This window comes from Paenibacillus endoradicis, assembly GCF_024721975.1.
In genome coordinates this window covers 308,780-323,473 of record NZ_JANQBB010000007.1, presented here as the reverse complement: position 1 = coordinate 323,473, position 14,694 = coordinate 308,780, and the positions used below count along the sequence as shown (strand labels likewise).

Here is a 14,694-nt window from a genome sequence, read left to right as displayed (position 1 = left end):
GATTAACAATTAATAATAGCAACAATTAACGATATAACTAACTTTTCACCTGTGCTACGGTTTCCATATACGATAGTTTCCGCTTAAAGCAAGTATCGCAAAAATGTAAATACAGTTATCATAATAGCGACGATCTCCAGTACGTACTGGTGTATTCCATAGCAGTTCCACTGCCGCCTTAGCATGCTCTCCACTTGCAGCAATCGAAGCAACAGCATTAGTCGCTAACAATCCGACTGGATGTAATGATTTCTCTTCAAATGCTTTACCTTCGATAGAATATCTACGGTAATCATCAGGTGTTTTATTAGCAAAGAAAGCTTGAATTCGATTAGCAATATCAACTTGACGTTCATCTACTCCGTACCATAAATAATCTAATCCGATATTTGCCGCTACTCGGTAAGAATCACTAAAGAAATGTCCATACCCGCGAATATGATTAGGTGTTCCATCGTAGAAAGCATATTCTGCTGCTAATCCTGTGACAGGATGAGAACTAATATGAATATAATCACGGCTAGCCCTGGCAGCTTCCTTCCAGAAGACTCTATCCTCTTCATTGGCCCATAGTGCAAATAGCTCATAGAAATGCGGTAAATGATAAGAAGGATCAGAGAATTCAACTTCAGGTACGAACTTAATTAGCTTGTTCTCCAAATTCCACATCGTAAACCCTGGTTGTTGTTGGTGTAAACAAGTGTGTAATATATTTCGTGCTTGCTCGCTATAATTATATGGGGCTTCTCGGTCACCCCATCGATGAGAAGCAAAGAATAATGCCATCGCAAAAAACTCTTCACCATCCGGAGCAGGACCTTGTGCATTACGCGTGCCATCTGGTTGACAGGACCATGCAAAATACCCTTGATGCAAACCTTCAGTCATGTACATATAGTTAAACGTCCAATTCCAAAGACGATCAAAAATATGTTGTTGATTATATTGAACCGCCATCATCATCCCATAGGACATGCCTTCCGAGCGAACATCATTATTACCTGTATCTAATAAATAACCTTTATCGTCGCCTAATTCATAATATATTTTCGTAGCTTCGTCTTCACCAAACAATGCGTCCCATGTTGATTGTACCCTTTCGTTAATCGCCTCTTCGGTATAACCGTATTCTGCAAAAACATTGCGATACTGATTACTTTCATATGCTGCTTGTTTATTTACAGTTGTCATCAGTCATCATCCATTTCTACTTTATAAGTTGTTTCACTCATTATATTAAACGTTGATCCATAACATAACGGAGTAAAGCTTATGTTTTACAGTGAAAACTTTATATCTTACTAATTAAATTCAACCTTTTACGCCGCCTACCATCATTCCTTTAACAAAGTACTTTTGCAGGAATGGATAAACCATAATAATAGGAACCGATGCAACTATTGTCATGGTGGCACGAATCGCTGTTGGTGTAACTCTACCTGAGTTTTGACCAGCTCCGATGAAATCAACTGATGTTGATGTCATGGATGCGTTGGAATTTTGTAATATTTTTTGCAGCTCATATTGTAATGTACTTAGTTCTATCGTCGAAGAATTATATAGGAATACATCAAACCAAGAGTTCCATTGATACACCCCACTGAACAGAGCCACAGTAGCAAGAACAGGAACACATAGCGGCAAGACAATACTGAAGAAGTTACGATAGTCGCCTGCTCCATCTATTCTTGCAGATTCTAATATACTATCAGGTAATCCTTCAATAAATGAGCGAATAATAATAAGGTTGAACACACCTATGATCCCTGGGAATATATATACCCAGAATGAATCTAGCAAGTTTAAATCTCGAATAAGTAAAAAGTTCGGGATAAGCCCCCCATTAATATACATCGTTAGTATAAAGGCTAACGTCACAAATTTACGCAATACAAATTCTTGCCTACTAATCGCATATGCGACAATTGCAGAGCAAAATACTGTTGTCACTGTACCAATAATTGTGCGCAATGCTGAGATTAATGTAGCGTTAAAGATACTATCTTCGGATAATACATACTTATAGTTATCTAGCGTAAACAAGCGGGGTAATAAGTATATTCCACCTCGAATAGAATCTTTAGCATCATTAAATGAAACTGCCAACGTATTAATGAAGGGATATAACGTTACGATCATTAACAATGTTAATAATGTATAATTGACATAATCAAAAATTTTATCACCTTTAGAAAAATTTGTTCGCATCATAATCACCTACCTTCTAGTAAAGTCTTGCTTCTCCCAGTCTCTTAGCAATATTGTTAGCCGTAAATAGCAATATAAAGCTTACAACTGTCTTAAACATTCCCGCTGCAATTGATAGCGAGAAATTTCCTTGTGCTATCCCATATTTTAAGACGAATATGTCTATATTTTCTGAATAATCGACATTCATACCATTACCTAATAAATATTGCGGTTCAAATCCTGACTCCATTAGGTAGCCAATATTCATTATTAATAGGACAACTATGACCGATTTAATACCTGGTAAAGTAATATTCCACATTCTATGAAATCTGCCTGCCCCATCAATTTCAGCTGCTTCATATTGTGCAGGATCAATCATCGTCATTGCCGCCAAATAAACAATCGTATTCCAACCCACATCTTTCCATACGGTCGCCGAACCGAATATACCCCAGAAGTATTCCCCTATACCGAGAAATAATATATCCTCTTTAATTAATCCAAAGCGCATTAAGAGATCATTAATAATTCCATCAGGTGACAAAGTAGTTTGAACTATTCCAGCTGCAACTACCCAAGATATAAAGTGAGGTAAATAGCTAATTGTCTGTACAAGACGTTTGAAAGCAATAATTCTTATCTCATTAAGTAATAATGCTAATATAATGGCAGTAACAAATCCTAAGATAAGATTAATACCACTCATTGCTAATGTATTGCGTAACACACGCAAGAAGCGTTCATCCTCAAATAAAAACTTAAAATGCTGAAAGCCTACCCATTCTTGTTCTCCAAAGCTTTTGGAAGGCTTAAAATTTTGAAATGCTATCGTCCAACCCCAAATGGGTAAGTATTTGAATATAAATAACCATATTAGAAATGGTATCGTCATTACTAATAAGGCATGCTGTTGAGTACAGCGTTTAAAAAAGAGCTGAATTTTTCCCATTGGCTTTGGACGGCTCTCTACTATTTCTAGTTCACTCATTCCCGTCACTCCTCACTATGATTGCTCAGGTTGAAAGAAGGGACCGTAGCGATGAAGTTACTACTCATCGCATGGTCCCACAATTCACTTACTAGAGGTAATTCAAAAAGCAGACTTTGATAACGTTGAATGGCTTCTTAGCTTATTCGACATCGAAGATGTAACGAACTTGGGAAGTCCGGTACGCGTGTACCAATTACGTACACTTGCGTTTCCTCCTCCCTCAAGTAGCGCTCCATCTTCTTGGTTCCTAAAGCCCGCTTTTTGAGCCTTCATTGTAAGAGGTAATTCAAAAAGACTTTAACGACTAGTTAGTTACCATCAATAATCTTCTTGATCTCGCCAGTTACAAAGCTTTCATAGCCCGCAGTATCAAGCTTATTGAATTCTGCAGTGAATTCTGCCCAGTTACTTTCATATTTGCTAGGAGGGTCAAGTACTAATTTCGGGAAATATTTACGAGTTAATTCTGTCTTTTTCGTTTCATAGATTTGCTCAGCAGATCCTTGTTCTTTCGCAATACCCCAAGCAGGGAACCATGGACGATCATCAGGAGCAGCAAACATTTCAGCATACGTTTGAACGCCGTAAGCATCTAGAATCGTTTTATCTTCTGCTGTCAAACTCATTTGGAATACTTCAGGTTGTAATCCAGGAGCTAAAGCATTACCATCTGCAAGTGTAGAGTTAGTTCCATATTGTGGCCAGTTCCAGTCATAATATTTGAATCCAAAGCTTTCACGGAATGGTTCATCAATTTTCTTGATTTGCTCTTCTGTACGGTAGTAACGTCCTTCTTCGTTGATTTCATATGTTTCGCCTTTAATTCCCCAGCTTTTTAGAATTTGATTTTCTTCTTTAAGCAGGTTATCGATATATTGAATAATACGCTCAGGGTTTTTCGCACTTACTGTAATACCCATACCACGGTTTTTAACGAAAGCAGGTGGATCAAGATATTGATCTTTATTGCCGTCAAATGTAACTGGTAGTGGGAAGTATACTAGATCATCTTGCGTAGGATCAGCTTTCGCCGCATCTTTTAATACGTTTTGAGCATTCCCAATTTGCCAGCCGTAATCAAAGAAACCAAGTACTTTACCAGAAGTTAATTTCGCTAAATATTGATCATAATTATCAATGAATGAAGCCTTATCAAATAATCCTTCTGCATTCAACTCATTCAGTAACTTCATATAGCGTTTTGTGTCATCATTATTAGAATAAACTTTCGCTTCAAATGTCGTCATATCAACCGTTACTTCGCCATCATTAGGATAGCCAGCTAGATGCATTGGAGGGTTAGTAGTAGCAAAGAATCTCCAGTCATGTGTTAGTGAAATAAAGCCTGTTAAATCTTCGCTTTCATGTTTTTTCTCATAATCACGAATTAATTGGAAGTATTCATCAATCGTTTTAATTTTCGGGTAGCCCGCTTCTTTCAATACGCCACGCTGAACCCAGAAAGCACCTTGACCTATATTAGGATCTGGAATATATTCACCAACAACGTTAGAGAATGGTAAGAAGTAGATACCACCATCTTCTGCTGTCATTAAGTCGAAGTAAGGGCCATACACACGTTTAATATTAGGACCATATTCTTCTATAAGTTTTGTTAAGTCGATAAATCCACCTGCACCTAACACTTCATCAATCGCTGCATCAGGGATAAGTACATCAGGATATTTCTTGGAAGCGATCATTGTACCAACCTTAGTGTTCAAGTCTCCCACAAGATTTTCGATCTTAAAGTTAACGCCTGTTTGATCTTCTAACGCTTTACCAATCGTTGTCTCATTCGTATTAATATCTTTAGCTGCGCCACCACCATTGAAGTAAGTAAACGTTACTTTTTCTAATACTGGTTCTGGTTTGTCATTTCCATTCGTTTCTACAGTTCCTTTTGAGCCGCCATTATTAGAGTTATTACCTTTTTCTCCACCGCTTTTGCTTCCACATCCTGTAACCACCAGCATAATTGCTAGTAAAAGAAGTATCGCAATACGTAACGATGATCTCTTTTTCATATTAATTCAGCCCCTTTAATTATTTTGTAAGCACTTTCATTATAGCTTGCTAAGGTTGCTGAAATCAGTGTAGTAACTATAGATTCTAATATAAAAATTTAAGTTATTTATACTCTGCCGGTAGGATAATATGAATAGATGTGCCTATACCGTTGGCACTACTAATCTCAAAATGAAATTGTTTACCGTATATAAGTTTTAAGCGGTAAAGTACATTTTGCACGCCAATACGTTCACCAAGATCAGCATTTTCCGTTAAATAGGTATATATTTTCATTCGCTGTTCATCGGACATACCCGCTCCATTATCATCAATACGGAAATGTAATTCATCATTCAGTACTTCGATCGAGATATTTACTATTCCGCCTTTCTTTACTTTTTCAATACCATGAATACAAGCATTTTCTACAAAGGGTAAGTATATTAATTTGGGCACAACGCATTTTTCAGCAGTAGGATCAACGTGAATATTGTATTCTAATCGATCAGCGAAGCGATAATGTTGAATTTCAAGGAAACAAGAAATAAATTCAACTTCTTCTTTCAATGAAACTTTATCTCTTCTCCAAGTTAATGAGCTCCGGAATAATTTCGCCATATTATGAATGATTTTGGCTGTTTCTATTTCCTTTTTCATAATACTTCTCATTCGAATCGTTTCTAGTGCATTAAATAGAAAATGAGGATTGATTTGACTTTGAAGGGCATTAAGCTGAGCATAGCGTTGCTCCAGCTCCATATCTTTCTCTTTAATATCTGCTACATATACATCGTTAATTAAACTACCAATTTGCAATGACATTCGATTAAATTCACTCGTCAATTGCCCGATCTCATCTCTAGATTCGCGCTTCGTAATGACATCAAAATGTTGGTTTTTCACACGTTTCATATATTTCAGAATAAAACCTAGACGGGTTGTAATCGAACGTGAAATGATAATAATAATACTACTAGCGACGATGATATTAACTACTGCTATCCACAGTACAAAATGACGTGAGGTTTGAACCTCTTGTAATATTTCGCTCTTTGGCACTAAGGCAACTAGCCGCCAACCTAATAATGGATCTGCATCATAGCTGTCATTTTCAAACCTGTACAGTTCACTATTTTTCGATAGATTATCTATCGAGATTCTTTCAGAAATCCAATCAATATCTGGATCGTTAGTAAATTGTATAACTCCTTGTGGGTCAACAAGATAAGTATAGCCCGGTACATTTAGATTCGATAACGTGGATGCAATCGAATTCGTTTTCAATTCAATTTTCAATACTTTATCCCATGTACTGTAAGAGTCATAATAGTCCATGACACGAAGAATACTGAAGCTATCACTCTCTTCTTCCATTCTACCGGAACGAATACTATCTTCTCTCGGTGAACGTACAAATACAGGTTCACTCGAAGTACGCTGATCTAGTGCACGAAACCAATGCTTTGCTCTTACATCGTCAGACAAGTATGCAATACCGCCAGAATGAAGCACCATTGGGTTATTAACATAGATTTTGATGTTTTGCACCGAAGTATATACTGGTGTATAACTGTTTATCATTCGACGCATGTAATTATCATACGCCCCTACGAAATCAGCTGGATTACTGTACTGTTCATCTAATAGAGTATATAAGTTAATATCCGTATAGAAAATATAGGAGACACTTACGGCAGCTTCTATTTGCATCCAAAACTGATTTTGTACTTGCTGCAAACTAATATCGATATCCTCCATACGTTGTTCACGAACATTACTGCTCATTGTAGTATAGAAAATAACGTTCGTTAAAATAATCGGTAAAAATACGCAACAGATATAGAGCATAAGAAACTTGTTACGCAATCGCATATCATCTAGACGCGGAAATAGTTTTTCTTTTTTTAATAATCTCATTTCTATTCACCTACTGTACTATGAAACGTTTGGCGATATGCCGTAGGAGATAATTTCTCTATTTTTTCAAATTGCGCGACAAAATACTCTGGATGATTGAAACCCACTTTTTCAGCGATTTCATAGATCCTCAAATCCGTTTGACGTAATAACTTCTTTGCCTCATTAATTCTAATTTGCAATAAGTAATCATTGAAATAGATATCATATGTTTTTTTGAATAATTGACCCAAATAAACGGGATTAATATAAAACTTTGATGCTATCGTTTTCAAACTTACTTGCTCTGCATAATGTTGATCAATATATTTCTTAATACGTTGTATACCACCCTTTGACATTTCTTTGCGTTCTTCAGCAATTGATGAACCACATTCCAATAAAAACGTTAATATTAAACTTTTCAAGTTTAACAATTCAATATTGTAGTGATCCCAAGTCAGTACCGCATGAAGCTTAGATAATCGTTTTTTGTCTATTTCCATCTCATGCAAAATTTGCAAACAATCTGCCACTAGCTTGTGCAGACTAGCTTTAATTGCCTCGATAGAGCAATACTCAGCACTAAAACGCAAAAATAACAAATCTAACTCCTTCGTAATACGATGCTTGTCATTCTCCTCCATCTCCTGAAGTAACTGCTTATAATGATCTGCTGGCAGCATAATATGTCTTAGCGTAAAACTAGTAAAATCGTTGTAATCATATAATTGTCTGTTATCGTAGTATTTGAATTGCTGTACGTATTCAGCAGCTTCATAAGCTTCCTTCAGAAAATTAATCCCTTCACAGAGTTGACTATAATACAGATGAATAGTACCTTGCTCTAGTAAAGATAACTTTCGATGTAATTGTTTCATTAACGAAGAAATCGAAGAATACTCTTTTAGCCAAGATCTCTTAATAATGAAGCCTAACTTTCCTTGTTGTGGGTATAAATATTGGGATTCAAACTGAGGTAGAAGTTCAGTTAATAGTTCAAGGTATTTCTGAAGCTGGTCGATATGATGCAAATCTCTACTTTTAATTACGGGATAATGATTATTTTCTACAAACACGAAATAATATTGCTCCGTTACTTGTAATTTCAAACTTGAATAATAATTAATTAACTGAGCGTTAGTTGGTTGTTCTTGTAAGATGATTTTGATCAATTCTTCGTGATGATGCATAAGTGAATGTCGCGATTGTTTCTTTTCACTTTGCAATTTCGCTGCTATATCTAATAGACTATTCTCAAGGATTTGCTCATCAATTGGTTTTAATAAAAAGTCACATACGCCATATTTCACTGCTTGCTGAGCATATTTGAACTCATCGTAACCGCTTACAATTATGAATTTTGTTGGCAGCTTTGCTTCGTGCACAACTTTATGTATCAATTGTAGCCCATCACATTCAGGCATCCTAATATCTGTAATGACGACATCGGGTTGGTGCTCAACGATATAATGGAATGCATCTTCACCATTATCTTGTTCGCCTATTACTTCGTATCCACATGACTCCCAATCTATTATCGCTCTTAAACCTTGCCGAAAAAATAATTCATCATCAACTAATAAAATACGATACAAGCGCCTCACCTCCAACATTAGACTACTATAATATGGTATTATTGCCAACAATAAAGAAAGAGTCGATACGAAAATTAAGGATTTCCTTAACTAACTTACCGACTCTATCCGAATTATACTATATAATTGAACTTAATTATTACTTAACATTGCAGTAGGTCTCTCACAGTTATATTCTACTTTATAATGACGACTCTCAGCAGAAGCGATATGGAAACCGTGCATAATTTCAAGTACTTGTAGTGCTAGTTCCCCACTCGCGCGATGAGGACGATTCTCTTGAATTGCTTTCGCCATATCTAGTAAGCCGATACCACGATCATTACCGCCATATGGATGCGTCAACTCAACTTCTTCAAATTGTTCACTACCTGCCTTACGTAGCTTAACTGGTCCACTGAATGTGTTTGGATCAGGGACTATAATCGATCCTTCACTACCGTAAATTTCGATATTAGGCAACGAACTTCCACCTTTAACATCAAAACTCGTAACGAGTGTTGCCGTTGCTCCGCTTTCAAAATCGATAATGCCGTTAATATGTGTTGGCGTTTCTACTTGAATCATTTCACCATATTGTGGCTCACTAGTAATTTTACGCTCTGGGTAAGAGATTACTGCTGATCCAGTTACACGCGTGATCGGTCCAAGTAACGTTATAAATGCTGATAAGTAATAAGGTCCCATATCGAACATCGGACCCGCTCCCTTTGCATATAAGAACGATGGGTTAGGATGCCAGCTTTCTGGTCCACCCGATAACATAAAGGCATTTGCTGCAATAGGTTGACCAATTGCACCATCATCAATAAGTTTTCGACATGTTTGAATGCCAGCACCTAATACAGTATCAGGTGCTACACCAACGCGAAGCCCAAGCTCTCTAGCCTTAGCAACAATTCGTTGACCATCTTCAACAGTAACAGCTAGAGGTTTCTCAGAATACACATGCTTTCCTGCATCAAGCGCAGCAAGACTAACCGTTGCATGTACTTGTGGTATTGTTAAATTCAATACAATATCAATATCGGGATCAGCTAATAGTTGTTCTGTTGTTAATACTTTTTCAACATTATATTTATCAGCTTTCGTTTGTGCTAATTCCCCATTCAAATCTGCTAAGGCAACGATTTCAAGTTCTTCATAATGAACACAATTTACTAGATAGGCATCACTTATATTACCGCAACCAATAATCCCCACTCTTACCTTTTGCACGTTATGCTCCCCCACTACACAAGAATCAATTTAATAAGAATTATCACATTACATCCTTATTATAACTATACTCTACTCGCATTTTGCTATTTCAACAATAACTTCTACCGCTTTTTGCATCGTATCAATGGATACAAATTCATATTTCCCATGGAAATTCTCTCCACCTGCAAAAATATTCGGTGTAGGCAAGCCCATATACGATAAGCGTGATCCGTCAGTTCCTCCACGGATTGGCTCAACGATTGGTGTGATACCAACTTTAGTCATAGCTTCAAAAGCACGATCTACAATTTCCATACGAGGTTCAATCTGATTACGCATATTGTAATAACTATCCGTAATTTCAATTTTCACACTTCCCTCGCCATATTTCTGTTCAATTTGTTTGCCGACATCTGCTACAAATTGCTTGCGCTCTTCAAATGTATCTTGATCAAATTCTCTAATAATATATTGTAGTGTCGTCTCTTCAACGCCACCTTCTATTTGACTTAGATGATAAAATCCTTCATAACCATCAGTATGTTCTGGCGTTTCGTATTCAGGCATTGCTGTTTGAAATGCATGTGCAATACGTGTAGCATTAATCATCTTCCCTTTAGCAGTACCTGGATGAACACTACGTCCAAAACATGTTACTTTAGCACTTGCAGCATTAAAGTTTTCATACTGCAATTCCCCAAGTGGACCGCCATCCATCGTATAGGCATACTCTGCACCAAAAGCTTCCACATCGAACAAATCTGCGCCTCTACCGATTTCTTCATCAGGTGTAAAGCCGATTTTTATTGTTCCATGCTTAATTTCCGGATGCTCTAATAAATAAGCCATTGCAGTTACAATCTCTGCAATACCTGCTTTATCGTCAGCACCAAGCAATGTATTACCATCCGTAGTAATTAATGTTTGACCACTATATTTCAATAACTCAGGAAATTGTTTTGGTGATAATACAATTTGTTGTGAGTAATTCAACACAATATCTGTACCATCATAATTTTCTACGATTTGTGGGTTTACATTAAAACCCGTTAGTTCAGTTGCCGTATCCATATGAGCAATGAAACCAATAGTCGGTGTTGGCACATCTGAATTTGCAGGCAAAGTTGCCATTACATATCCATTGTCATCTAAAGTAACATCTGATAGTCCAAGCTCCTGTAATTCTTCTGCAAGTTGTTTGGCTAACATTAGTTGTCCTCCGGTAGATGGACATGTTGCGACATTAGGATCCGCTTGTGTTCCCACTTTTACATATGAGATGAATCGTCTTAGTAATTGTTCTTTCATAATCAGTACTCCTCAAAACTTTATTTTATTGATAGATGTAAGTGTAGAATTAAAAACCACATAGACAAGATGAAATAACATCACGATGTGTAATGCTCTGTTCTTCTTTATTGTACATCTTCTATATCCATTAGTGAAATATAACGATAGCTTCTGCTAATTGGTTATATTTTACTACCAATCGTCAGAAGCTATACGTTATTTCAATTAAGAAATCGTTATTTTCTTATGTGCACTAATAAATTTATTCGCATCAATTATTGCTAACGGCTTACTATAATAATACCCTTGTGCTTCTTGGCAGTTCAAATGCTTCAAAAACTCTACTTGGTCAATGGTCTCTACCCCTTCGGCAATAACCGAAATACCCATGTGATTGGCAATATCTAGAATCGTACGAATAATAACTTTATTATTGTCATTTAAGTTTCTGACAAATGATTGATCAATTTTCAATCGATCAATAGGGAACTGACTAAGATAACTAAGTGAGCTATAACCCGTTCCAAAATCATCTATGCTCATACTTACTCCAAGTTGTTTGATTTTGTTCAAAACTTTAATAGAATATTGTGCATTTTGGGCAACACTTTCTGTTATTTCAAGTTCTAAATATTGTGGAGCAAGCCCACTATCTAATAAAATTTCTGATATTAATGCCGGGAAATCATCATGCATGAATTGTTTCAAACTAATATTTACAGCTACATTAATATCTATAATCCCTTGATCATACCAATTTTTCATCCGGCTACATGCTTCACGTAATACCCATTCTCCGATAGGTACAATGAGATTAGTCTCTTCTGCAATTTGAATGAAACGTTCAGGAGCAATCATCCCTTGGCTTGGATGATTCCATCTTAATAAAGCTTCCATTCCAATGAGTTGATTACTACTCAAATTAACTTTAGGCTGATACCATAATTCCAATTCTTCTTTTTCAATCGCTCGACGTAAATCTCTCTCAAGTTCAAGTCGAGTAGAGATTGCATGATGTAATTGTAAGGTGAAGAATTGATAATTGTTCTTCCCCTTTTCTTTTGCTACATACATCGCTGCATCCGCATTCCGTAATAATTGATCAATCGTTGACCCATCTTGCGGATACATACTAATACCAATACTTGGTGAAATATATACTTCCGTTCCATTAACGATAAATGGATCGGCCATATCTTCGATGATTTGTTCGGCCAACCACTCTACTTGAGCGCGATTAGCATTTTCAAGATACATCGTGAATTCATCTCCACCTTGACGGGAAACATAGCCTACGCCCGTTAGCTTGCCTAACAATCTCAAAGCAACACTTTGGAGCAACTTATCTCCAGCGGAATGTCCCATTGTATCATTGACCGTTTTGAATCGATCCAAATCCATAAACAATACAGCAACCTTACTACCTTTTTCTTGAGCAATATGAATCACATCAGTAAGTGCTCTATTGAATGATGTTCGATTGGGAAGATTCGTTAATGAATCAAAATGAGCCATCACATGAATCGTTTCTTCTGCTTCTTTACGCTCTGTTATATCAATCATTGATCCAACTACTTCGATGACAATCTCTTGCTCTATTACTGGGGATAACGAAATGTAGTAATATTTATTACCATACTGCATCTCGAATTGATGACTTTCCCCCTGGAAAGCCTCTTCAAAATATTGTTCCACATGATGAAACTGTTCTTTCCAAACTTCTTTAATCCAAATATTCTCAACTTGTTCCGTTGTAATGTCGAGTAGTTCAGCTATTCTTCCTTCACTTAATGTAAAAATAATTCTCTGATCTAGATCGCGGGTTAGTTTGAAAATACAATTTTGCAAGTTTTTGATCGTACGACGAAAATCATGTTGCAACACTTTAGCTAACTTAGTTTCAGCTATCACTCGATCTGAGATATCAGATCGTATGGAGACATACTGATATGGTTTACCTTGATCGTCTAGAAAAGGAACGATCGTTGTATTCATCCAATAGTAGCTGCCATCCTTCGCGCGATTTTCAACTTCTCCACGCCATACTATACCTTGCATGATTGTATTCCACATATCTGCAAAAAATTGTTTGGGATGATGTTTGGAATTGATTACTCTATGCGTTTTCCCGACTAATTCATGTCTACTGTATTTAGAAATATGACAGAACATATCATTAACATATGTAATAACACCACTTGCATCTGTAACCGCAATAATAGATGCTGCGTCAAAAGCATTCTTCATATCTATTAAACTTCTTAACTGTTTATCACTATTCCCATTATCATTAACTAGATTAGTACGATCCTGTCCCAAAATTACAAAAGCTGATTGACCCTGTTCTGCTTTATCTTCAATTGATATCGTTACCTCAACTTGTGCCAGTAACTTTTTGGATTGGAAATACATAAGATATCCATTCCAGTGCCCGACTTCAGTCACAGTCTTCCATACTTCTGCCCAATCTTTTTTCTGTTTGAGTCGAATATCAAATGGTTTAAATATGTTTTCTATATATTGATCTAATTTGTTAATACCATATATCGCAATAAACTGCTGAAATAACTCATTCATGCCAGTAATTTCGTAACTAGCATTTAATTGAGCAATCATAAAGTTTTTATTCCAAATATGAGAGGATATTTGTATTTGCGATGTAGCAATCTCCATACCCAACAACTCCATTCTAGCTGTAAACGAATATTTTCTGTAATACATACGATAATTATATATGTTTGCAATGAAATATTACTGAAATCGTTTTAATTAATGGGATAAATTTCTTTCATTTAGGTCAAAAGTTCCTCTTTTCCCAATAAAACTATATCAGTAAATATTATCATTTAGTTGTATATTTCTCAAATACAATACATGACAATATTCATTGTATTTTCACAACAAAAAGAGCTATAAATAAATTGCAATCATAGCAATTTATTTATAGCTCTTTTATAAAATAATAATGTATCATTAGAACGCAATAACACCGTATCCAATTAAAACAACGACCACTAACAGAACTCCGAAAATAATCCAAAATGGTAATGTGCTCTTACCTTTTTTCTGACGAGCTAAGATCATTTCCATCATACCGATAACGATAATCGCACAAGTGATCTTGACGTGATACACACCAGTGTAACTACCTGAGAAGAACATATAACCGCCACTAAAGATCATTATTAGATAGAAAAGGCGCAAAATCATTTTTGTCACTTTTTGTTTTGGTACAAAGTAGCTTACCAAGAACAATATGATCATAATTATCCAAGCTGCAGAATGTGTATGTAGCATTCCAGTATACATGTAATTACCTCCTTCATTCATTTTATTATGTAAATTCATATTTCTTCTACATTAGAATTATACCAGTTTCGTAATAGGAAGCAAATCATAGTTGTTATAATCTAACACTATTATCACTTACTTATTGAAAAATAATAATATTGTCACAGCTTGTTTAGCTTCTCGATGCAATCTATCGCTATACTCAGTATATACAACATATTA

At 36.0% G+C, this 14,694-nt stretch carries 10 protein-coding genes; all 10 read right to left on the bottom strand.

Annotated elements, in window-relative coordinates; genetic code table 11:
- Positions 1-54 precede the first annotated feature (54 nt).
- On the bottom strand, positions 55-1,191 hold the full coding sequence (locus NV377_RS21755) for a family 8 glycosyl hydrolase (RefSeq protein WP_258202902.1): 1,137 nt from the start codon (positions 1,189-1,191) through the stop codon (positions 55-57).
- 120 nt (positions 1,192-1,311) lie between these two features.
- Positions 1,312-2,211 carry a carbohydrate ABC transporter permease gene (locus NV377_RS21750; RefSeq protein ID WP_373425843.1) on the bottom strand — a complete coding sequence of 300 codons (900 nt, stop codon included), beginning with the start codon at positions 2,209-2,211 and terminating at the stop codon, positions 1,312-1,314.
- Positions 2,212-2,224: 13 nt separating this feature from the next.
- Positions 2,225-3,142 carry an ABC transporter permease gene (locus NV377_RS21745; RefSeq protein WP_258202966.1) on the bottom strand — a complete coding sequence of 306 codons (918 nt, stop codon included), beginning with the start codon at positions 3,140-3,142 and terminating at the stop codon, positions 2,225-2,227.
- A gap of 350 nt (positions 3,143-3,492) precedes the next feature.
- Positions 3,493-5,211 carry an extracellular solute-binding protein gene (locus tag NV377_RS21740; protein ID WP_258202901.1) on the bottom strand — a complete coding sequence of 573 codons (1,719 nt, stop codon included), beginning with the start codon at positions 5,209-5,211 and terminating at the stop codon, positions 3,493-3,495.
- A 103-nt stretch (positions 5,212-5,314) separates the two neighbouring features.
- A complete protein-coding gene (locus NV377_RS21735) occupies positions 5,315-7,111 on the bottom strand; it encodes a sensor histidine kinase (RefSeq protein WP_258202900.1) in 1,797 nt (598 codons plus the stop codon).
- Between the two features lie 2 nt (positions 7,112-7,113).
- Positions 7,114-8,688: a response regulator transcription factor gene (locus NV377_RS21730; protein ID WP_258202899.1), complete on the bottom strand. Its 1,575-nt coding sequence runs from the start codon at positions 8,686-8,688 to the stop codon at positions 7,114-7,116.
- Positions 8,689-8,820: 132 nt separating this feature from the next.
- Complete coding sequence (locus NV377_RS21725; RefSeq protein WP_258202898.1) at positions 8,821-9,906, bottom strand: Gfo/Idh/MocA family protein; 1,086 nt, start codon at positions 9,904-9,906, stop codon at positions 8,821-8,823.
- 72 nt (positions 9,907-9,978) lie between these two features.
- A complete protein-coding gene (pepT, locus tag NV377_RS21720; RefSeq protein ID WP_258202897.1) occupies positions 9,979-11,199 on the bottom strand; it encodes a peptidase T in 1,221 nt (406 codons plus the stop codon).
- A 207-nt stretch (positions 11,200-11,406) separates the two neighbouring features.
- Entirely contained in the window at positions 11,407-13,854 is a 2,448-nt protein-coding gene (locus NV377_RS21715; RefSeq protein ID WP_258202896.1) for a sensor domain-containing protein, read from the bottom strand.
- A 300-nt stretch (positions 13,855-14,154) separates the two neighbouring features.
- Positions 14,155-14,490 (bottom strand): DUF1516 family protein, encoded by a 336-nt coding sequence (locus NV377_RS21710; RefSeq protein WP_258202895.1) that lies wholly within the window; start codon positions 14,488-14,490, stop codon positions 14,155-14,157.
- Positions 14,491-14,694 lie beyond the last annotated feature (204 nt).